The 19,106-nt window shown below is 55.6% G+C and carries 22 protein-coding genes and 1 tRNA gene; 14 read left to right on the forward strand and 9 right to left on the reverse strand.

From position 1 onward, the window contains the following. The first annotated feature begins 2 nt into the window (after nt 1–2). From ACLPGZ_RS04615 to ACLPGZ_RS04640, 6 genes are all read left to right on the forward strand, one after another. On the forward strand, nt 3–182 hold the full coding sequence (locus ACLPGZ_RS04615; protein ID WP_137430725.1) for a hypothetical protein: 180 nt from the start codon (nt 3–5) through the stop codon (nt 180–182). A 181-nt stretch (nt 183–363) separates the two neighbouring features. Then, a complete protein-coding gene (locus ACLPGZ_RS04620; protein WP_026485007.1) occupies nt 364–1,149 on the forward strand; it encodes an aldolase in 786 nt (261 codons plus the stop codon). A 39-nt stretch (nt 1,150–1,188) separates the two neighbouring features. Then, nucleotides 1,189–2,517, forward strand: a complete 1,329-nt coding sequence (locus tag ACLPGZ_RS04625; RefSeq protein ID WP_009461140.1) for an MFS transporter — start codon at nt 1,189–1,191, stop codon at nt 2,515–2,517. Continuing rightward, the gene (locus tag ACLPGZ_RS04630; RefSeq protein WP_137430726.1) at nt 2,514–3,122 is read left to right on the forward strand and encodes a 2-hydroxychromene-2-carboxylate isomerase; all 609 of its coding nucleotides are present in this window, start codon (nt 2,514–2,516) and stop codon (nt 3,120–3,122) included. The genes ACLPGZ_RS04625 and ACLPGZ_RS04630 overlap by 4 nt, the downstream gene beginning before the upstream one ends. A 692-nt stretch (nt 3,123–3,814) precedes the next feature. Further along, nucleotides 3,815–4,693 (forward strand): response regulator transcription factor, encoded by an 879-nt coding sequence (locus ACLPGZ_RS04635; protein ID WP_035271274.1) that lies wholly within the window; start codon nt 3,815–3,817, stop codon nt 4,691–4,693. Between the two features lie 311 nt (nt 4,694–5,004). Next, complete coding sequence (locus tag ACLPGZ_RS04640) at nt 5,005–6,144, forward strand: calcium:cation antiporter (RefSeq protein ID WP_239055104.1); 1,140 nt, start codon at nt 5,005–5,007, stop codon at nt 6,142–6,144. A 132-nt stretch (nt 6,145–6,276) separates the two neighbouring features. Here the strand turns inward: ACLPGZ_RS04640 and ACLPGZ_RS04645 are convergent, their stop codons facing one another. Continuing rightward, the gene (locus ACLPGZ_RS04645; protein ID WP_411762649.1) at nt 6,277–6,732 is read right to left on the reverse strand and encodes a GNAT family N-acetyltransferase; all 456 of its coding nucleotides are present in this window, start codon (nt 6,730–6,732) and stop codon (nt 6,277–6,279) included. Nucleotides 6,733–6,800: 68 nt separating this feature from the next. Continuing rightward, the gene (locus ACLPGZ_RS04650) at nt 6,801–7,703 is read right to left on the reverse strand and encodes a LysR family transcriptional regulator (RefSeq protein WP_060186258.1); all 903 of its coding nucleotides are present in this window, start codon (nt 7,701–7,703) and stop codon (nt 6,801–6,803) included. Nucleotides 7,704–7,896: 193 nt separating this feature from the next. On the opposite strand from ACLPGZ_RS04650, the gene ACLPGZ_RS04655 reads away from it, so the two are divergent. Further along, entirely contained in the window at nt 7,897–8,670 is a 774-nt protein-coding gene (locus ACLPGZ_RS04655) for an SDR family oxidoreductase (protein ID WP_411762648.1), read from the forward strand. A gap of 129 nt (nt 8,671–8,799) precedes the next feature. On the opposite strand, the gene ACLPGZ_RS04660 is transcribed toward ACLPGZ_RS04655, so the two are convergent. From ACLPGZ_RS04660 to ACLPGZ_RS04670, 3 genes are all read right to left on the reverse strand, one after another. After that, the gene (locus tag ACLPGZ_RS04660) at nt 8,800–9,009 is read right to left on the reverse strand and encodes a helix-turn-helix transcriptional regulator (protein WP_060186256.1); all 210 of its coding nucleotides are present in this window, start codon (nt 9,007–9,009) and stop codon (nt 8,800–8,802) included. Further along, nucleotides 9,010–9,420 carry a hypothetical protein gene (locus ACLPGZ_RS04665; protein ID WP_009461148.1) on the reverse strand — a complete coding sequence of 137 codons (411 nt, stop codon included), beginning with the start codon at nt 9,418–9,420 and terminating at the stop codon, nt 9,010–9,012. It abuts the gene before it with no gap. A 244-nt stretch (nt 9,421–9,664) separates the two neighbouring features. Beyond that, nucleotides 9,665–10,612 (reverse strand): helix-turn-helix domain-containing protein, encoded by a 948-nt coding sequence (locus ACLPGZ_RS04670; RefSeq protein ID WP_411762647.1) that lies wholly within the window; start codon nt 10,610–10,612, stop codon nt 9,665–9,667. A 285-nt stretch (nt 10,613–10,897) separates the two neighbouring features. Here ACLPGZ_RS04670 and ACLPGZ_RS04675 point away from each other — a divergent pair, with 285 nt between their 5' ends. Then, nucleotides 10,898–11,533: a cysteine hydrolase family protein gene (locus ACLPGZ_RS04675; protein ID WP_009461152.1), complete on the forward strand. Its 636-nt coding sequence runs from the start codon at nt 10,898–10,900 to the stop codon at nt 11,531–11,533. A gap of 108 nt (nt 11,534–11,641) precedes the next feature. Here the strand turns inward: ACLPGZ_RS04675 and ACLPGZ_RS04680 are convergent, their stop codons facing one another. The 3 genes from ACLPGZ_RS04680 to ACLPGZ_RS04690 form a co-directional block, all read right to left on the reverse strand. Continuing rightward, the gene (locus ACLPGZ_RS04680; RefSeq protein WP_137430731.1) at nt 11,642–12,679 is read right to left on the reverse strand and encodes a DUF72 domain-containing protein; all 1,038 of its coding nucleotides are present in this window, start codon (nt 12,677–12,679) and stop codon (nt 11,642–11,644) included. 245 nt (nt 12,680–12,924) lie between these two features. Then, a complete protein-coding gene (locus tag ACLPGZ_RS04685; RefSeq protein WP_009461154.1) occupies nt 12,925–13,338 on the reverse strand; it encodes a helix-turn-helix domain-containing protein in 414 nt (137 codons plus the stop codon). Nucleotides 13,339–13,574: 236 nt separating this feature from the next. After that, nucleotides 13,575–13,648, reverse strand: a tRNA-Gly gene (locus ACLPGZ_RS04690). Nucleotides 13,649–13,850: 202 nt separating this feature from the next. Here ACLPGZ_RS04690 and trmB point away from each other — a divergent pair. The 4 genes from trmB (at nt 13,851) to lysM (ending at nt 16,379) form a co-directional block, all read left to right on the forward strand. Further along, nucleotides 13,851–14,618, forward strand: coding sequence for a tRNA (guanosine(46)-N7)-methyltransferase TrmB (gene trmB, locus ACLPGZ_RS04695; protein ID WP_009463250.1), 768 nt, complete (start codon nt 13,851–13,853; stop codon nt 14,616–14,618). Beyond that, nucleotides 14,615–15,562 carry a prolyl aminopeptidase gene (pip, locus tag ACLPGZ_RS04700; protein WP_009463248.1) on the forward strand — a complete coding sequence of 316 codons (948 nt, stop codon included), beginning with the start codon at nt 14,615–14,617 and terminating at the stop codon, nt 15,560–15,562. The genes trmB and pip overlap by 4 nt, the downstream gene beginning before the upstream one ends. A gap of 42 nt (nt 15,563–15,604) precedes the next feature. Beyond that, nucleotides 15,605–15,805 (forward strand): sulfur carrier protein ThiS, encoded by a 201-nt coding sequence (gene thiS / locus ACLPGZ_RS04705; protein WP_060186249.1) that lies wholly within the window; start codon nt 15,605–15,607, stop codon nt 15,803–15,805. Between the two features lie 130 nt (nt 15,806–15,935). Next, complete coding sequence (gene lysM, locus ACLPGZ_RS04710; RefSeq protein ID WP_026484988.1) at nt 15,936–16,379, forward strand: peptidoglycan-binding protein LysM; 444 nt, start codon at nt 15,936–15,938, stop codon at nt 16,377–16,379. A 102-nt stretch (nt 16,380–16,481) separates the two neighbouring features. Here the strand turns inward: lysM and ffh are convergent, their stop codons facing one another. Further along, a complete protein-coding gene (ffh, locus tag ACLPGZ_RS04715; protein ID WP_009463242.1) occupies nt 16,482–17,906 on the reverse strand; it encodes a signal recognition particle protein in 1,425 nt (474 codons plus the stop codon). 103 nt (nt 17,907–18,009) lie between these two features. Here ffh and ACLPGZ_RS04720 point away from each other — a divergent pair, with 103 nt between their 5' ends. Together ACLPGZ_RS04720 and ACLPGZ_RS04725 are read left to right on the forward strand one after the other, a co-directional pair. Beyond that, complete coding sequence (locus ACLPGZ_RS04720; protein WP_009463240.1) at nt 18,010–18,861, forward strand: cytochrome C assembly family protein; 852 nt, start codon at nt 18,010–18,012, stop codon at nt 18,859–18,861. Continuing rightward, the gene (locus ACLPGZ_RS04725; RefSeq protein ID WP_009463238.1) at nt 18,854–19,105 is read left to right on the forward strand and encodes a PP0621 family protein; all 252 of its coding nucleotides are present in this window, start codon (nt 18,854–18,856) and stop codon (nt 19,103–19,105) included. The genes ACLPGZ_RS04720 and ACLPGZ_RS04725 overlap by 8 nt, the downstream gene beginning before the upstream one ends. Nucleotide 19,106: the final 1 nt, after the last annotated feature.

The raw sequence follows: 19,106 nt of genomic DNA on the forward strand, positions 1-19,106 counted from the left end.
CCATGTACCTCGATTGCGATTGTTCCATCAATGTCTTTCTGGACTCGCCTAAACCGGACTCCAATCCCGTGGAAAGCAATGACACGCGACATCCACCCGACCCCCGGCCACAGCCGCATAAGGTGCAACATCCCTGGTCCCGCTCGCGACGCCGCGAGCGCTCCCGCTGGCGCCAGGGTTAAGCAGCCCCAGCGCTTGTCTAACGGCCCGGCACCACTGCCGGGCTCGTCTCCTTGATAAGGCTCCAAGCAAATGGAATAGGAGCTATGAGCCAGCGCGCATAGCTCCTCTTGATGTAAATCAAGACAATGAATCCCATCGTCGGCACAAGGATCGACGAGGCCTACCAAAGGAGACAAGCACATGGATACCCCACTCAGAGACAAATCCTATTTTGATGAACGCGCCACCAAAGAGATGGCCACTCATCTACAGCAAGTGCAACGCGACACCCGCGAAACCATGGCATTTGCCTGCCGCATCCTGGCCATGACCGAGCAGGAAGCTGGTTTGGCCGGCCAGATCAGCGTCCGTTCCGAGCGCCCCGGTGCGTATTGGACCTTGCGCTTTGGTCTGGGTTTTGACGAAGCCACCCCCGAAGACTTCATTGAAGTTGACCGCGACTTGAATACCCTTAGCGGCGAAGGCATGGCCAACCCGGCCACACGCTTTCACCTGTGGGTCTACGAAGCTCGCCCCGACGTCAATTCCATCATCCATACACACTCGCCCTGGGCCACGGTATTGGCCACCGCCCGCCAGCCCTTGGTGATTTCGCAAATGGATATGACGCCTCTGCACAATGACTGTGCATTTTTGGGCGAATGGCCTGGCGTGCCCATTGCCGATCAGGAAGGTGTCATCATCTCCAAAGCCCTGGGTGACAAGCGTGCCATTATTCTGGCCCACCACGGTTATCTGACCGCAGGTAAAAGCTGCCAGGAAGCCACTTACCTGTCGGTGTATCTGGAACGCGCCGCACGTCTGCAAGTGCGTGCACAAGCGGCCTTTGGCCCACTTACCCCTGTGGACGATACCTTGGCGGCCGAAGCGCACGACTATCTGCTCAAGCCCTCCATTGTTAACGCTACCTTTGACTACTGGTCCCGTCAGACCCAAGGCATTGCGCCCTTAACTAAAACTCGCTGACGCCCGCAACCAATACCCCGCTTCCACCAGGAGGTCGCCATGACGATGCCTAACAATGGACAGGCGCGTTCGTCGCGCCAGTACGTTACCGCTGGCTTGGCCAGCATGATGGGAACCACCATAGAGTGGTATGACTTTTTCCTGTACGGCACCGCTGCCGCACTGATTTTCAACAAGATCTTTTTCCCCGCCTTTGACCCGATTACGGGCACGCTGGCGGCCTTTGCCACCTACTCTGTGGGCTTTTTCGCCCGTCCTTTAGGAGGATTTGTTTTCGGCCATTTTGGCGACAAGCTGGGCCGCAAATCCATGCTACTGATCACGCTCTTTCTAATGGGAATCCCCACCATCCTGATCGGCCTGATTCCCTCTTATGAAAGCATTGGCTACTGGGCCGCTGTGCTGCTGGTGCTGATGCGCTTTCTGCAAGGTATCGCAGTAGGCGGAGAATGGGGCGGAGCCGTGTTGATGGCGGTTGAACATGCCCCGGAAGGCAAAAAGGGCTTTTTTGGCAGCTTGCCGCAAACAGGGGTAGCCCCCGGCCTGATCCTGTCTTCCCTGGCTATGGGAGCCGTCGCCAGCTTGCCTGAGGAAGACATGCTGTCCTGGGGTTGGCGCCTGCCCTTTCTAGCCAGCGTCGCCCTGCTGCTGGTGGGTTGGTGGATACGTGCCAAAGTGGCCGAATCCCCCGACTTCGAGCAAATGAGCAAAAAGGGCAAACAGGTTCCAATTCCTGCTCTGGAAGTTCTGCGTCATTACCCACGCGAAGTCCTGCTGGTCGTGGGAGGCCGTCTGGCAGAAGTGACCTGGTTCTACACCGTGGTGACCTTTGCCCTGGCTTACGCCACCACCACCTTGGGAGTAGAGCGCAGCGTCATGCTGGATGCTACCGTCTGGGGCGCCTTTGCGGCCTTGTTCACCATGCCCCTGTTTGGCGTATTGGGCGACCGAATCGGCTTCAAATGGGTCTTTATGGCAGGCACGATCTGCATGCTGGCATTCTCCTCCACCTTCTTTTCCATGCTGGGCAGCCTGGATTCCAGGACCATCACCCTGGCTTTGGTGATTGCGATTGGGCTGGTGTATGCCGCGCTGTATGGCCCGCAAGGTGGCCTGTTTTCCACGCAATTTCCACCTGAAGTGCGGTACAGCGGCATCTCCATTGCCGTGCAGGTATCCGGTGCCATCGGTGGCGGCCTGGCTCCCTTGGTGGCGACCTCCCTGCTGGCCTATGGCGACGGTCAACCCGACTACATCGTCTGGTACCTGAGCGCGCTGGGTCTGATTGCTTTTGCCAGTACCTGGTTCATGCATGGGCCGACGCACTTCTCCCTTCCCGCCCTATCCAGCCGAAAGGTACGCACATGAACGCAGCCGGTATTCACTACTACTTCTGGATGAATTCGGACTGGGCCTACCTGGGAGCCGACAGACTGGAAGCGATTGCTCGCAAGCATGGCATCCCTATCCACTACAAACCCGTGGACTTGCCGCAAGTCTATGCACGTACAGGCGGTGTCCTGCTGGGACAGCGCTCACCAGAACGTCAGGCTTATCGCATTGCAGAGCTTAAACGCTGGTGTCGCAAATTGGGCATACACGTCAATCCCACACCGCGCTTCATGTGCCCAGACGCCACGCTGGCCTCCACCCTGGTGATTGCTATCAATCAGGCTGGTCTGCCGGTACTGGATCTGTACAAAGCCATTTTGCGGGCGCAATGGTGCGAGGAGCAGAACATTGCTGACCCCACACAACTGGCTCGAATCCTGCAAGCACAGCAGCTGGATGCAGACTACTGGCTGAAACAGGCACCGCTGATGCAGGCGCAGTATCAAGCCCACACCGAAGAGGCCATTAAAGCCGGTGTCTTCGGTTCGCCCTCCTATGTGTATCAGGGCGAACTGTTCTGGGGTCAGGACAGGCTGGACATGCTGGACGAAGCCATCGCCCTGCATCCTGCGCCAGCTTGAAGCACAACCCCGACACCAAGCCTGACTGTTTTTAAAACAAGGGCGGGGCAAGGTTTATCCACCTTGCCCCGCTCTACTTGTTTACAGCTTGGTTCGCAGGCTCAAGCCCTGCCCCCAAGCCATCAAAATGATTCAAACGGTCTATCCCGAAATCGCTCTAATAGCCATAACAGTCATCAACGGCGAGCATCCGTGCTTGGTCAAAATCCAACAAAAAAGCGGCAAATAAACGCCTCGCTACGGGCTGCGCTTGCTGCTTGAACAAATCGTCACCCAAAGAGCCTCACAATCTTCCCCGGACGGCCTCATCCAGATGCACACTAGTGCGGGCAAAACCGCGGCTGGCCTGCCTGGACATAGTCCTTTATTCAGAGGTAAAAGCCGTAGAATCACGCCTTTTCCTGCCAGGAAAATTCACCGATACGCCAGCGTAGCATTCCTGAAATTGGACTTTTGGGTCCGCCTTAAGGCCCGAGTTTCGGGCTTTCGGCATGCCGCCTGCCAAAAATGAAATGCAATGAGCAATTTTGAAAATTTACTTTTTCCATTGATACAGAATGTTATGTCTGCCGTACGAATCATATCGATAGATTTTATCTATTCATTGAGTCTGTATTCTGAGGAAATTGGCTACTTGAGCAATGCCAGTAAAGGTAGCCGTCTTCGTCAGAAGAAGGGCGCGGGGCTTTATATTGAACAAATACGCCACTATAAAGTATCAGCCAGATCAAAAAATCAGGATTCTGCTGATCTCCAATAACACTCGACAGCACGAACAACTTCTTCAAGCCCTGCTGGCTGGTGCTTTTCGGGTTTCTGTTGCTGCTGACGGAGTGCAAGGATATACCAAGGCCCAATTAACGCTACCCGAGCTTATCCTGATGGATAAGCAATTGACGGGGATAGACGCTTTGTCCTTGACCCATATGTTGCAAGGATTAAAAGCCACGGCTCAAATCCCCATCATCATTCTGGATTCACGCATGGATGGCAGCAGCGATGAATGCGTCACTTTTCTAAAGGCTGGTGCGGTTGATTACATTGGCAATCCGTATGCGGTCGATGAAGTCAAAGAACGTATCAACGTGCCCTTGCGCTGCCCCAAGCAGATGGCGCCTGCACTTGTACCGGGCAAGATGCCAAGCCAGCGGCCCAGCACGACAGCCGAAACCAGCATGCTGATCCATGCCATTCAGAAAACCATTGATGCCAATCTGGGTGCACCGCCCAGTCAAAAAGAACTGTGCGATATGTTCAAGATTTCACGTCGAAAAATCATGAATATATTTCAGCGTAATTTTGGCCTAAGTGTGAGCAGTTATATCCGATTGCAGCGTATGTATCGGGCCGAGTATTTGCTGAAGACTACGGCCTTGAAAATTGATGTGATTGCAACCGATTTAGGATTTTCCAGCCCGGCCAATTTCTCTACCGCATTCAAAACGTATGCGGGAGTGTCTCCCGGAAAATTCCGCCAGGCTATGGAGAAGAACAAACCCTATACAGAAAACACACCATGTATTCGCTCCATGGGCCCACCTGTTTTCTCATCTGGATGGTGTCCGCCGTAAATGGCAACAGGAAAAGAACAAGGTCCACAGGAGACTCGCGCCAGACTCACACAAAAATAAAACAGCCGAACGAAACAATGCCAGGAAGGTGATAAAGGAACCCGCCCTTCACGCCTCCACCGTGGCCAGATACAGAAAAAGATGGCTGCACGCCACACAAATCCGGTTTCAGAGGGTCCGCACTTGCCGCCAAGGGGCAAGGTGATAAAATCGTGGCTACTTGAATAGTTCAATTCAAAACAGATCCGGGACGACCTGGATCTGCCTTTTCAGTACAGGGACGGCCCTACCTCTTTGGCGGAGCATCCACGATGGCCCACCCTGCATCACCCTCAACTCAACTCATTACTCCCATCACCTGGCTGCGTCTGCTCGGTTCCTGGTCCATTGTTGTCCTGTTCATGATTTTCGGCGGGCAATGGCTGGGAGACTCCCTGAACGGCACCACGGCGGCCATCGTCTTTCTGGTGCTGTTCGTGACCATCCTGGCGGCCTCGTTTGGTGTGGTCCGTGAAGCCGACCACCTGGCCCACCAACTGGGCGAGCCCTACGGCACCCTGATCCTGACCCTGTCCATTGTGCTGATCGAAGTTATCCTGATTGCCTCGGTACTGCTGGGGCCGGGCGACTTTCCCACCATAGGTCGGGACTCGATCTACGCCGTGATGATGATCATCCTTAACCTGATCACCGGCCTGTGTCTGATTGCCGGCGCAGCGCGCAATGGCGATCAGGAGTTCAATCGCCAAGGCACCAATACCTACTTGTCCATGATCGTCTTGCTGACCAGTGTGGGCCTGATTCTGCCCAACTACACCAGCAATGCGGGCGAGTTCAGCACCACCCAGGCCATTGGCATTTCGGTTCTGACGGGCCTGGTCTATGCCATCTTTCTGTATCTGCAAATGGGCAGTCACCGCCATGACTATGTGCAGCCCAATCAGGCGATTCAAAGCACTGACGATACGACACCCACACCGCGTGATCCCCAGGCGACTCGCGCGATGCTGATATGCAGTCTGGTGCTGATCGCCCTGATCCTGCCTATCGTCCTGTTGGCACACCATCTGGCCATTGTGACGGACTACGGTATCGCCGCCTCGGGCGCCCCCGTTGCCGTCGGCGGTGTACTGATCGCCATTATCGTATTCACCCCGGAGTCCATCACTGCGATCAAGGCGGCCATGAACAATGAAATGCAGCGCGCCATCAATCTGTGTCTGGGTGCCTTCGTCTCTACCGTGGGGCTGACTGTGCCAGTGGTGCTGATGATTGGTCTGATCACCGGCAAGCAAGTGATCATGGGCATCAGCAATATGGAAATCGTGTTGTTTCTGATCACGGCACTGCTCAGTATCTTGAGCTTTAGCGGCAAGCGAACCTCACCCATTCAAGGCTATATGCATCTGATGGTTTTCGCCGTGTTCGGGCTGCTGCTGTTTTATCCCTGAGAAGAACAAGGCAAACAGAGCCAAACCGGCTTTGTTTGCACCTGTCCAACGGGACAGACAAGCATAGCGGGCCTTCGTGGCCCAAGCGCCTGTCACTCAAGGTCTATGATTTACTGACAGAAACCGAGCTGCTCAGGATCGATCCGGTTCCGAACGAACACACTTGTACTCGAACTCGTTCATACCATCGGCAAAGTCCACGTGCTCCCACCCCAGGTGCGTAAAAAAGCGGCAGGCACGCTGGTTCTCCGGGAACACAAAAGCAACCCATTTACGACATGGGGGATGGCCTGGCCAAGCCAATACCGCTTCCAGCATGGCTCCGGCCAGACCATTGCCACGTAATGGCGGCGCAACGGCAATATCGGTAATTGCATGTGGCAGATTTCGCCCATCTCCCCAGGCACACCCAATCAAACCAATGGGCTGACCGTTCTGCTCGGCAACCAGCTGGACGCCATCGCTTTGGTTCAACACGTGCTCCAGCCACTCCTGATCCAGTGGCCCCAACTCGCGGTTCAAGTCCTCGTCCTGGAACCATTGCTGTATCCAGTCCCAGTCCGTCGCACGAATTCTTCTGATTTCCATCGCTACCCCGTTTTGAGTTGTCCGCTGCAGCTTGGAGCAGCCCCAGACAAAAACGTTCGAGACCAGCCTCATTCCAAGGCGGAATGACGCAACAAATTTTCCAGCCAATCCGCAAACACCTGAAAACGACGCGACAAGTGTTGGCGATGCAAATACAGCAAGGACATGGGCATGGGAGCGGCACGGTGATCCGGTAGTACCTCCACCAATTCACCTGATTGCAAATGCGCCTGCACATCGTAAGCAGGGATCTGAATTAGCCCCAAGCCGGACAGACAGCAGGCGATATAGGCCTCGGCATTATTCACCGTCACACGACCTGGCAGATCCAGCACCTGACGCTTGTCCTGCTCCATCCACTCCCAAGGAGCCACACGCTCGCTGGTGGGCGAGGCATAACGCACCACTTGATGGTTTTCCAGATCCGTTGGCGTCTGGGGCATGCCATAACGGGCAAGATAAGCCGGGCTGGCTACATTGATCAAGGGCAAGCTGCCCATTTTTCTGGCGATCAGGCCCGAATCACTTAGGGGTCCCACTCGCAGCACACAATCCACCTGCTCCTCGATCAGATTCACCTCGCGGTCCGTCACGCCCAGATGCACATGGACATGCGGATAGCGCTCCAGAAACTCCGGCAGCGCAGGTGCCACAATCAGGCGGCCTACCCGCCCCGGCACATCCACCTTGATCGTGCCACTAGGTCCTACACTGGCTTGGCGAAACAGGTTTTCGGTTTCCTGCACATCAGCAATCACGCGCAGACAGCGCTCATAAAACGCCGCACCATCTTGCGTGACTGTCACTTTGCGCGTGGTGCGATTCAACAGGCGAGCGCCCACTCGCCCTTCCAGCTCCTGAATGGCGGCCGACACCGAAGAGCGCGGCATACCCAAGGTATCCGCCGCGCGGGTGAAATTGGCACACTCCACGACCCGCGTAAAGATGCGAAACAGGTCAATGCGGTCCATAACTTTCTCCAGATAAGCAGCGGCAAAACACGGGCAGAACTGCTAGACCCGGTTGACTCAAGCGGCGGTGCGTATTGTTCGTTTTTTCAGACAAATGATGTCAGAACTAGATGATTTAAACAATTTCAGCGACCTATATCATGAAAAAACGAAAAGGCTTGCAGCCCGCAGCCCACACTAGCAAGGAGTCATCATGGCAAAGCACAGCATCAAAGGTAAAACCGTTCTGATTGCAGGCGGGGCAAAGAATCTGGGCGGCCTGATCGCCCGCGACCTGGCAGAGCAAGGAGCGCGCGCCATTGCCATTCACTACAACAGCGACAGCTCCCAAGCGGATGCCGAAGCCACCGTCAAAGCCATCCAGGCAACTGGTGCACAAGCCGTCGCCTTCCAGGCCGACTTGCGTTCGGCCAGTGCCATGGAAAAACTGTTTAGCGATACCGTCGCCGCAATTGGCCGCCCTGATATCGCCATCAACACGGTGGGCAAAGTACTGAAAAAGCCACTGACCGAAGTGAGCGAAGCCGAGTACGAGGAGATGAGCGACATCAACTCCAAAACTGCTTTTTTCTTCCTGAAAGAAGCCGGCAAACACGTACAGGACAATGGTAAAGTCTGCACCCTGGTCACATCCCTGCTGGGTGCCTTCACCCCCTTTTACGCCGCGTATGCCGGCACCAAAGCGCCGGTAGAACACTACACCCGCGCCGCCGCCAAAGAATATGGCGCACGCGGTATTTCCGTCACGGCGGTTGGCCCTGGTCCTATGGATACGCCCTTCTTCTATCCAGCCGAGGGGGAGGATGCCGTGGCCTATCACAAGACCGCGGCTGCCCTGTCCCCCTACTCCAAGACCGGGCTGACGGACATTGAAGATGTTGTGCCCTTTATCCGTCATCTGGTGAGTGACGGCTGGTGGATTACCGGCCAGACCATTCTGATCAACGGTGGTTACACCACCAAGTAAGAAGGCAAGCCAGTGTCTGAGCCTGCAAGATCACTGCTTCGGGCTTGAGCACTGGCTTTTCTCAATACCTGCGCATGGATGTCCAAAAGGCATCCACAAGTGGGAATGCCAACCAGAACGTAACCGCGTTCAAGCCCGAGATTCCTGATACGGGTTCTCGAAAATATCTTCTACGGTCTGCTCGAACAAGGCACTAATCTTGAATGCCAAATCCAGGGACGGTGCATGTTTGCCCGTTTCCAGCGCATTGACCGCCTGCCGGGACACCCCCAAGCGCTCCGCCAAATCTGCCTGCGTCCAGTTCGCCTCGGCCCGCAATACACGCAATCGATTTTTCATTTAATCGCTAGTCCGGACAAAGGGTGAAACCAGAGCGAACACCGCCCAAAAGAAGGGGTAAATCAGCCAGGCAGGAATATGGGGCGCAGCGGCGTAGGTTTCCCCAAAGCCCCAGGCTGTCCACAAGGTCAAGGTTGCGCCTGAGGCCAGCACAAAACACTTGGCCACGATCACCCGCACGAACTCATCGCTTTGCGCCATCAAGCGCAAGGTGGCCCAGACTTGTCCGGCCACAGGCAAGGCGACGGCTATGGCAATCAGCCAACCAACAGGCCGACCGAGCAGGCTGTCAAACAGGCCCAGAATGGTCAAGGCATTGACCAGGATATACACGCCCATAAAGAGCAAAGTGCGAATCAGATAGCTGCGACCTGGTGACGGCGCAGAGGAAGAGTTCCGGTTGGCAAGCATGGTTAAGCACCTGAATGTAAAGTAAACCTGACTTTATAGAAGTCAAAACCACTTGTCAATAAGTAATGTTTACTTTACATTTTTGAATATAGAGCCAGTCAACCAGCAAGCATTCCGATTGGCTGGCTGGTCTATTTGGGCCTACACGTTCTGCCCATAAAAACGAGATTTGCAGCTGGCACCTGCGCGCGTTGCTACCCCCCAACACGCAGCCTGGATATAAAGCCACTTGAACAGGCAAAGTTCAAGACCTGCCCGTGTAGCCTAGCGTCGAGGGAGATTGCCCAAACCGCGCCTGAAATAGACGGCTGAAATGAGAGAGGTCCTTGAAGCCACAGGCCATGGCCACTTCGGTCACCCGTTTAGGTTTCCCGCCCTCCAACAAACGATAGCTCTGGATCAAACGCTGCTCCCACAGCCATTGCATGGGTGTGGTCGCTTCAAGCGCAAAGAGCCGATACAGAGTGCGAGTCGCCATGGACGAAGCACGGGCAATCTGGTCCACATCCAGCCCATCCTCATGCAAATGTGCACGCATATAAGCCTGAACCTGCTCCAGCCGCCGCTCCTGATGAGTGCCCCGAGAAAGCGCAGGAGCGTCAGACTCGAATACCGCGGAGAAGATATCCAGCACAGAAGCCGTCACACGCCGATCCATACCGTCCGCTGCCGCCTCCCCCAAGCTAAGCAGTTGCTTGACCAAGGCACCAGCCATCGGCCCCAGACGCGAGTTGGCTGCAATACGACGCGCTGCCAGATTGCCCACCGAGGGCAAGCGCGATGCCAATAAGGGGCGGGGAATCATGACCATGGCCGCGTTAGCCAAAGAGCCCAGCTCCAGATCAAAAGGCCGAGATTGATCCTGAAGTACCAGATCCCCTGCTCCCAGGCTGACGTAGCGTCCGTCCTGGCTCAGTTGAATATGACCATCCAGCATGAGCCACAGCATGAAACAGTCGCGCTGATCTTTACGGATATCGGCCTGCCGTCTGCTCACCCGTATCGCCTCCCCCTGAGGGGTGACAGACCAGATGCTGCTCAGGCCCAAACCACCAAAACTAGTGAGGGTGACCCGCGCCTGAAACTGGGGCCGGGCAATCTGGCTGCACTCGGTCTGTGAAAACTGCCTGCAAGTGACCTCGTGCCAGTGCTCAAAGCTGTCTCCGGGCTTGACCGCTATGATCGCTGTCATAGGTTCAGTCTCCATAATCGGGGCTATCTGCACCGATGGATTAATCGTTTTTCAACAAGATTACGTCCATTACCCAAAGACAGACAAGCCCTGAAAATACCAAGCCTCAGCTCCCTGCCCGTGTACTGTCCAGGATGGCAGGCACAGTCAAAAAAAACGTAAAACTGGCAGTGGCAGCCAAGCCAAAACTGCGCCACCCTCCTACTCTACAAGCGTCTATGACACCGGCAGCGGCAATACCAAATACACAGTCGCCCGGCCGTGAACAAACCAAAGGAGAATGAAATGGCTATTCAGATTGATCAAATCAACCCCAGCAGCACGGCGGTCATTGTGATCGACATGCAGAACGACTTCATCGCACCCGGCGCCCCACTGGAAACACCCATGGGCATGGAGTTGATGCCCCGCCTGCAAAAACTGCTGGGCCACGCTCGCCAAACTGGCATGGAAGTGATCTTCACCGCCCACGCCCACCGCCGCAACGGCTGCGATATGGGCCTGTTCGGAGAGATTTACCCTCCAATTCAGAACCAGGTGGGGCTGGTAGATGAGACAGCGGGCGTTGATATCTACCCCGAAGTAGCCCCACAGGGGGATGAAGTCGTCATCAAGAAGCACCGTTACAGCGCGTTCTTTGGCACCGACCTGGACATCATCTTGCGTACTCGCAAGATCGACACCGTTGTCATCACCGGCGTGACCACCGAAAACTGCTGCCACGCTACGGCTCGCGATGCCATGTTCCATGGCTACAAAGTGGCCTTTATCTCTGATGCCACAGGCACCTACAACTACCCGGATATGGGCTTTGGGGCGATTCCGGCTGAAGAAGTACACCGCGTCACCTTGGGGGTGCTGGCGGTATCCACCGCGCATGTCATGACGACGGATGAGCTTATTCACAAATCCAGACAATAATCACGAACCGGACCAGAACCTGCATGCATTGAGCCTCCAGCTCATCAGGCAGCACCACAGGTCTTGTGAACCGCCCCACTTTTGAGGATCGCTTCCCAAGACCTGAGGTTATTTTTCTTGTGCCACAACAAGTTGCGCCAGCCGCTGTATGGAGAGCGGCGCACAGCCTTCCGCATCATTGCTGATCGTCACATATGCCGCCTGCCCCGCCCCCGTGATCCCGCGAATCGTGCGGGCCAGCACCGTGCGAGTATGCACGTCCTCGCTGACAATGGCATCGAATGGGGTATGCTTTTTTTGAGCATCGGCATAGCCGTAAGCACCAAACTCCCGGTTCAAGTTCCAGCGACACACCAAGGGTCCCGGCCACAAGGCGCGCAAGACGGGCAGTTGCTCTTCAATCGGCGGCATCTTGCCATGCAGCCCCAGACAAAATGTCGCGCCATTGGCCTTGAGTGTATCGACAAGATGTTGAGTCAACAGCTCTGGATCTCTTACCTCTACCGCAAGCACCACCTGTGAGCCTTGCGGCAAAGCCTCACGCGCCGCTGCCAGCATCAGCCCCAACTTGTCGAACAACTCTGCCGGACGACTCAACCAGCCCCAGGACAGAGGGCTTAACTGGAAGACCAAGACGCCCAACTTGGCACGCAAGCCCTCGACTGCAGGCTGCACGAACTGCTCTACAGCCAGACGAATATCCAAAAAGTCCGGATTAGATTTGCGTACCTTGCCCTGCTCATCACGAACTTGAGCGTCCGTAATCATGGAAGGACATTTCACAACGAAGCGGAAATCTTCATCAACCTGAGCGGCATAGGCGGAATACTGCGTGACCGTCAAAGGACGCCAGAAGGTGCGATCCACACAGACGGTGCGCATCAAGGGATGCTGGTGATAGGCCTCCAGGCCGTGTTTGGACAAGATGCTCGACTCGTACTCGCCATCCCAGATCAAGCCTTCCCAACCGGGGTAGGACCAGGTGGAGACACCGAAACGCAAGGTTTCAGGAAGCTGAGCGGCCAGATCGCTTAGCTCCAGCGCGGAAGCAGCAAGGCTGACTTTGGTGATTTTGCGTCGGGAAGGAGCAGCGGGCTTTGAGGCGGGTGGCTGGGGAATGGCATCGCCGAAAAGATCTTCTTGCATGCTGGGTATAGTGCCATGGGAATGAAGTTAAGCAAATGCCGGCTCAAAATCCACCAGATCCGTACTTTGCATGCCTAGCCCTTTGGCGACGCTACGCCAACGACTAACAGCCTGAACAATCTCCGCCCAGATTGCTTCTGCTTCCTTCACCGTTAACCTGAAGTATGGTGCCCCACAACATGCGCACTGGAACCTGGAACCCAGGTGCACCTCCAGGTCTGAGCGCTTGGCAGATCGTGTCGTCATCAGAAACCTTCCAACTTGTCAGGATTCACAGAGGCCGAATCATCTTGCGACTTGGCCCCCGAGGTTTGATCCGCTTTGATACGTCGTGGCCGCCTGACGCGCTGGGGCAACTGCTCACGCAGCAAGTCCATCCCCAAGGCATCATTTTCCATGGTCATTACTTTAGTCACATCATTCAGGCGTCCCAACACATGCAAAGCGCTTAAAAAGGTATGCAAGGCAGTACCGGCATTACCATCCTCCATGCGCCGGACTGTGCTCAACGACGTACCAATACGCTGGGCCAAATCCTCTTGGCTTAATCGTCGCGCACGGCGAGCCGCAGAGATATCCCGCCCCAGCCGCAGCAAGGCACGGTCTACAGGACGGGAGATGACACTACGAGGAGCATTTTTATTCTCTGAATCAGTCATATTTTTATCCATTCATATATGAACAAATATAAATCATAAGAACTCAAATATGAACAATAAGGACGCAGTATATGCTTTCAGTGAAACTCTCCATACCCAAGTGGGTACAGGTGCTTGATCACACGCCAAGAAGCGGCACAGCGCTACAAGACACCTGTACAAGCAAATGGCCAATATGCTCATCACGCGACAGTGCGGTGAACAGCCGATAAAAGTATTGGGGGAGATATCAGAACTGGAGCGGGTGATGGGAATCGAACCCACGACGGATGCTTGGGAAGCATCAGTTTTACCATTAAACTACACCCGCCCTGATGGAGAGGTCTGCCTCAAAAGCAGACGATCCCGCGAATGGGGAAGCGAAAATTATAGCGCGATCTTTTCTTCATGCGTCGCCCCGGCCCTATCTTTTTCGCGCGCCACCACATGAATTCGGCGGCAAGACTCACTACAATAGAGTTTTCCCGCTTTTAGCTGATACGCGAGCCATTCCTGATGCCCGCGCCACAACCATGACCTCCAGCAACGAAAAACAATCCCTGCTGTCGCCCAATGTCGCGAACAGCAATTCCGGCGAGACCCATATCCGTAGCTTTGTTCATCGGCGCGCGCACATTACGCCCAGCCAGGAGCAAGCCCTGGCGCGCCTCTTGCCCCTGTGGTCGATCAGCTACCGCGACAACATCCTGAAACCGGAAACGGTGTTTGGCAATGACAATCCCCTGATTCTGGAAATCGGGTTTGGCATGGGTGAAACCACCCAGAAAATTGCCCAGGCTCGTCCCGACGACAATTTCCTGGGCGTGGAAGTCTTTAATGCCGGTGTCGGTGCCTTGCTCAAGCGCATTGATGACAACCAGATCAGCAATATCCGCATCATCCAGCATGACGCGGTGGAAGTGGTGCGCGACATGATCGCTCCCGGCTCGCTGGCCGGTATTCATATCTACTTCCCCGACCCCTGGCCCAAGAAGCGCCATCACAAGCGTCGTCTGGTGCAATCGCCCTTTATTCAGTTGCTGACCAGCCGTCTGAAACCCGGTGGCTACATCCATTGCGCCACCGACTGGGAAAACTACGCCGAACAAATGCTGGAAGTGCTGTCCGCCGAGCCCATGCTCAGCAACACGCACGAAGGCTACGCACCCCGCCCCGACTTCCGTCCACTGACCAAGTTCGAGAACCGTGGGCTGCGTCTGGGTCATGGCGTGTGGGATCTGATCTTCACCCGCAATGACACCCCTACCCCTGAACTGAACTGGCCCAAGAAAGAACAATGAGCGCTACCCTGTTCCCGCCTATAGAGCCTTACGCCCAAGGCACGTTGCACACCGATGATGGGCACCATATCTACTGGGAATGCTGCGGCAACCCGGCAGGTAAACCGGCCATTTTCTTGCACGGTGGGCCGGGATCAGGATGTTCTACCGATCACCGTCGCCTGTTCGACCCGCAAAAATATAATGTGCTGCTGTTTGATCAGCGCGGTTGCGGGCGTTCCTACCCTCATGCCAGTCTGGAGAACAACACCACTTGGCATCTGGTTCAGGACATGGAGCGGCTGCGCAAGGAAAAGCTCAAGGCCGACAAGATGCTGGTGTTTGGCGGCTCCTGGGGCTCGACTCTGGCGCTGGCCTACGCCCAGACTCACCCCGAGCACGTCAGCGAACTGATTGTGCGCGGTATCTTCATGGCCCGTCCTGAAGAGCTGCATTGGTTTTATCAGGAAGGTGCCTCGCGCCTGTTTCCCGATATCTGGGAACAGTATCTGGCCCCCATTCCCAAGGAAGAGCACGGGGACCTGATTACCGCCTATCACAAGCGTCTGACAGGCGATGACCCCGCTGTGCAGTTACGGGCCGCACACGCCTGGTCGCAATGGGAAAGCAATACCATCACGCTCTTGCCTAGCCAGAATCACCTGGATGCCAAGTCCAGTGATAAAGCCGCTTTGGCCTTTGCGCGTATTGAAAACCACTATTTCATGAACCGGGGTTTTCTGGAGCCGGATCAGTTGCTGAAAAACGCCCACCGCTTGCATGGCATTCCCGGTGTCATCGTGCAGGGACGCTATGATGTGTGCACTCCGGCGCATACAGCCTGGCAACTGCATCGCGCCTGGCCCCAAGCAGAATTTCATATGGTTGCGGACGCAGGCCACGCCTACGACGAACCCGGCATTTTGGCCCGGCTGCTGGCCGCCACCCAGAAATTTGCCATCTGAATCACTCGTCCGGCCCTGGCCGGACCATATCCAGAGACAAGAATGAACATTACCCTGAACGGCCAGAGCAAGACTCTGGCAAACTCCGACACGGTTGGCACGCTGATTATCGAGCTGGGCTACGAGAACAAGCGTATTGCCGTGGAACTGAACGGCGATATCGTGCCCAAAAGCCAGCACGCCAGCACCCCGATCAAAGAAGGCGACACCATTGAAATCGTGGTTGCCGTCGGTGGCGGCTGATACTCGCCCTTTAAAATGCACAATTGCTGACATTCAGCTACGGCTTCGGGGATAAAAATGAGGTCATAATGGGCCGTCTCGCCTGCCATCAAGCAGGCAGCCGTAGAACCCTAACTTCAGGAGCAAAGCGATGGGCGTATTCAGTTTTCTTAAAGATGTCGGCGAAAAACTCTTTGGTGCCAACGAAGCCAAAGCAGCAACAGCTGACGAACTCCAGAAAGAACTGGCCAAACACCAACTTTCCGCCGACGGTCTGAATCTGACGGTTGATGGCGACAAAGTCACGGTTAGCGGCCAAGCCGCCTCCACCGAACAAGCCGAAAAAATTGTGCTGGCTCTGGGTAACACCCTGGGTGTCTCTCAAGTCGACAACCAGCTCAGCGTTGCTCAGCCTTCCGCAGAAGCCACCATGTATACCGTACAGAAAGGCGACACCCTGTGGAAAATTGCTGAAACCAACTACGGCAAGGCAAACGGCGCAAAATACACGGTTATTTTTGAAGCCAACAAGCCTATGCTCAGCCATCCTGACAAGATCTATCCCGGTCAGGTACTGCGTATTCCTGCGCTGTAACAACAACAGCTCAGGACGAAAAAAAGCCCGCGTATGCGGGCTTTTTTTGTTGGTGGTCCTGCCAGAGCGATTCACGCCTTTGCGGCAAGCTCCAAGCGCTTCTTAGCGAAAGCCCTTGAAGCCCTTGCCAGCCAGACCTTTCAAGGCACCCATACCGCCCAGGCCGCGCATCATCTTGGCCATGCCGCCTTTTTTCATCTGCTTCATCATGCCTTGCATTTGCTCGAACTGATTGAGCAAGCGGTTGACCTCTTGCACTGGCACGCCAGAACCGGCAGCGATACGACGCTTGCGCGAGGCTTTGAGCAGTTCGGGCTTGGCACGCTCGGCCGGGGTCATGGAGTTCAAGATCCCTTCCGTACGACGCAATTGCTGTTCAGCCTGACCACCTTGCAACTGGGACGCGGCTTGCGAGAACTGGGCAGGCAGTTTTTCCAGTAAGGAGCCCATATCACCCAGCTTCTTGACTTGCTGCAGCTGGTCACGGAAGTCATTCAGGTCGAACTTGTCGCCCGATTTGATCTTGTCGGTAATCTTCTGCGCTTCGGCGATGTCGATATTGCGCTGGGCCTGTTCGACCAGCGAAACAATATCGCCCATGCCCAGCACGCGCTGAGCCATACGCTCGGGGTGGAATGGCTCCAGACCATCCAGCTTTTCGGAAACACCCACAAACTTCAGCGGCTTGCCGGTGACATGACGTACGGACAAGGCCGCACCACCACGTGCATCACCATCCAGCTTGGTCAGCACCACACCCGTCAGCGGCAAGGCATCAGCAAAGGCCTTGGCCACGTTGACCGCGTCCTGCCCCTGCATGGCATCGACCACGAACAAAGTTTCAATCGGGTTCAGCAGATCGTACAGAGCGCGAATTTCGCGCATCATTTCTTCGTCAATACCCAGGCGACCGGCCGTGTCGACAATCAGCACATCAAAGTGATGACGCTTGGCGTGATCCAGGGCATTGCGGGCAATGTCGGCCGGTTTCTGGCTGGGATCGGAGGGCAGGAACTCGACGCCTACTTGGGCGGCAACGGTTTTCAGCTGCTCGATAGCGGCTGGACGATACACGTCGGCACTGACCACCAGAACTTTCTTCTTGCCTGTCTTGCGGCCATGCTGAACGTGGCCGCCTTCGCTCAGCCATTTGGCGAGCTTACCGGTGGTGGTAGTTTTACCCGCACCTTGCAGACCGGCCATCAGAATAATCGCGGGAGGCTGAGCCGCCAGGGACAGCTCGCTGGCGTTGTCACCCAGGTCTGCGCCCATCAGATTGGTCAGCTCCTGGTGAACAACACCCACCAGTGCCTGGCCAGGATTCAAGCTGTCGGCAACTTCAACACCAAGCGCCTTTTCTTTGACCCGTGCGACAAACTCGCGCACGACGGGCAAGGCCACGTCCGCTTCCAGCAAAGCCAGACGCACTTCCCTCAACATATCCTGAGTATTGGATTCGGTCAGACGAGCCTGTCCGCGCATGGTTTTCACCACACGCGACATACGCTGGGTCAGATTTTCAAACATAGGACTGGGTTCGCTTAAACTAGGTTATCGTGTGGTCTACGAATAAGAATAAAATGGCCACTTGAGGTACGCCCCGTACCGTTTTTCAGGAAATCCGGGACTTATGTCTGCAAGTATTGTATTTCACTTGCTCGCCGCACTGGCGTACATCGTGCTGTCGATCTCGCTCTGGCGTCCGTTGACTCGCGGCAGCACCCGAACCGTACTGAACGCCCCCAGCCGGGTGGCCTTGCTCTGCGCCATCATTGTGCACGGAGCGGGCCTGCTGCTGACTATTGTGCTGCCCCAAGGGCTGCATCTGAGCTGGGCACTGGCCCTGTCAGCGGCAATATGGCTGGGCATGGTGGTGTTCTGGTTCCAAAGCCTGTATCTGCGTCTGGACAGCCTGTTGCTCATTCTACTGCCTGCAGCCACAATCGTCAGCCTGCTGGCCATGGCCTTTCCCGAAGGCCATATCGTCAACCATGTCGGCAATGAATGGCTACGGATTCACTTGATGATTGCGCTGGTCGCCTATGGGCTTAGCACCGTGGCGGCTTTGCACGCCGTCTTGATGACGGCTCTGGACCGTCAGTTGCACCGCCCTATTCTTCATCAGGAGCAACGTGGTTTGTTCAGCCGGGTTCTGGACACCATGCCGCCCCTGCTGGTGCAAGAGGAGCTGCTGTTTCGCCTGATCCGTGTCTCTTTCGTGATTCTGACCTTCACGATTCTGAGCGGTGCCGCCGTCTCCATGGCGATAGACGGTAAATTTTTGCCCGCCGACCACAAAACTGTCTTTACCTTGCTATCCTGGGTTACATTTGGTGGCTTATTATGGGGTCGGAAACAGTATGGATGGCGTGGTCGCGTTGCCTTGCGCTGGACCTTGGCCGGTTTTGCCTTCCTGCTGCTGGCCTATACAGGCAGCCACTTTGTACTAGACGTCATCTTGCAACGAGGGAAAATTGGGTAAAGTCTTATTTTGGGTTGTCGCCATCCTGGCGGCCATGATCATTGCCCGCATCGTGTCGCAAAACAAGGCCCGCAAGCGCAATCCACCCAACCCCACCATGCGTCCCCCGCGCAAGCAAGGTGCTGCTGAAGAAATGGTCCGTTGCGCACACTGTGGGATTTATCTGCCACGCTCCGAAGCCTTGATGAGCAATCATCACACCTGGTGCAGCCTGGAACACGCCAAGCGCGGCCCACGCAGCTAAC

Source organism: Alcaligenes sp. Me129 (assembly GCF_050487245.1).
In the GTDB taxonomy this organism is placed as follows: domain Bacteria; phylum Pseudomonadota; class Gammaproteobacteria; order Burkholderiales; family Burkholderiaceae_B; genus Alcaligenes; species Alcaligenes phenolicus.

Coding starts and splice junctions, on each gene's coding strand:
- lysM (WP_026484988.1), top strand. CDS start 15,936: ATGGGCGTATTCAGTTTTCTTAAAGATGTCGGCGAAAAACTCTTTGGT.
- ACLPGZ_RS04680 (WP_137430731.1), bottom strand. CDS start 12,679: ATGCAAGAAGATCTTTTCGGCGATGCCATTCCCCAGCCACCCGCCTCA.
- thiS (WP_060186249.1), top strand. CDS start 15,605: ATGAACATTACCCTGAACGGCCAGAGCAAGACTCTGGCAAACTCCGAC.
- ACLPGZ_RS04655 (WP_411762648.1), top strand. CDS start 7,897: ATGGCAAAGCACAGCATCAAAGGTAAAACCGTTCTGATTGCAGGCGGG.
- ACLPGZ_RS04625 (WP_009461140.1), top strand. CDS start 1,189: ATGACGATGCCTAACAATGGACAGGCGCGTTCGTCGCGCCAGTACGTT.
- ACLPGZ_RS04685 (WP_009461154.1), bottom strand. CDS start 13,338: ATGACTGATTCAGAGAATAAAAATGCTCCTCGTAGTGTCATCTCCCGT.
- ACLPGZ_RS04630 (WP_137430726.1), top strand. CDS start 2,514: ATGAACGCAGCCGGTATTCACTACTACTTCTGGATGAATTCGGACTGG.
- pip (WP_009463248.1), top strand. CDS start 14,615: ATGAGCGCTACCCTGTTCCCGCCTATAGAGCCTTACGCCCAAGGCACG.
- ACLPGZ_RS04620 (WP_026485007.1), top strand. CDS start 364: ATGGATACCCCACTCAGAGACAAATCCTATTTTGATGAACGCGCCACC.
- ACLPGZ_RS04660 (WP_060186256.1), bottom strand. CDS start 9,009: ATGAAAAATCGATTGCGTGTATTGCGGGCCGAGGCGAACTGGACGCAG.
- ACLPGZ_RS04675 (WP_009461152.1), top strand. CDS start 10,898: ATGGCTATTCAGATTGATCAAATCAACCCCAGCAGCACGGCGGTCATT.
- ACLPGZ_RS04665 (WP_009461148.1), bottom strand. CDS start 9,420: ATGCTTGCCAACCGGAACTCTTCCTCTGCGCCGTCACCAGGTCGCAGC.
- ACLPGZ_RS04670 (WP_411762647.1), bottom strand. CDS start 10,612: ATGACAGCGATCATAGCGGTCAAGCCCGGAGACAGCTTTGAGCACTGG.
- ACLPGZ_RS04650 (WP_060186258.1), bottom strand. CDS start 7,703: ATGGACCGCATTGACCTGTTTCGCATCTTTACGCGGGTCGTGGAGTGT.
- ACLPGZ_RS04720 (WP_009463240.1), top strand. CDS start 18,010: ATGTCTGCAAGTATTGTATTTCACTTGCTCGCCGCACTGGCGTACATC.
- ffh (WP_009463242.1), bottom strand. CDS start 17,906: ATGTTTGAAAATCTGACCCAGCGTATGTCGCGTGTGGTGAAAACCATG.
- trmB (WP_009463250.1), top strand. CDS start 13,851: ATGACCTCCAGCAACGAAAAACAATCCCTGCTGTCGCCCAATGTCGCG.
- ACLPGZ_RS04640 (WP_239055104.1), top strand. CDS start 5,005: ATGGCCCACCCTGCATCACCCTCAACTCAACTCATTACTCCCATCACC.
- ACLPGZ_RS04615 (WP_137430725.1), top strand. CDS start 3: ATGTACCTCGATTGCGATTGTTCCATCAATGTCTTTCTGGACTCGCCT.
- ACLPGZ_RS04645 (WP_411762649.1), bottom strand. CDS start 6,732: ATGGAAATCAGAAGAATTCGTGCGACGGACTGGGACTGGATACAGCAA.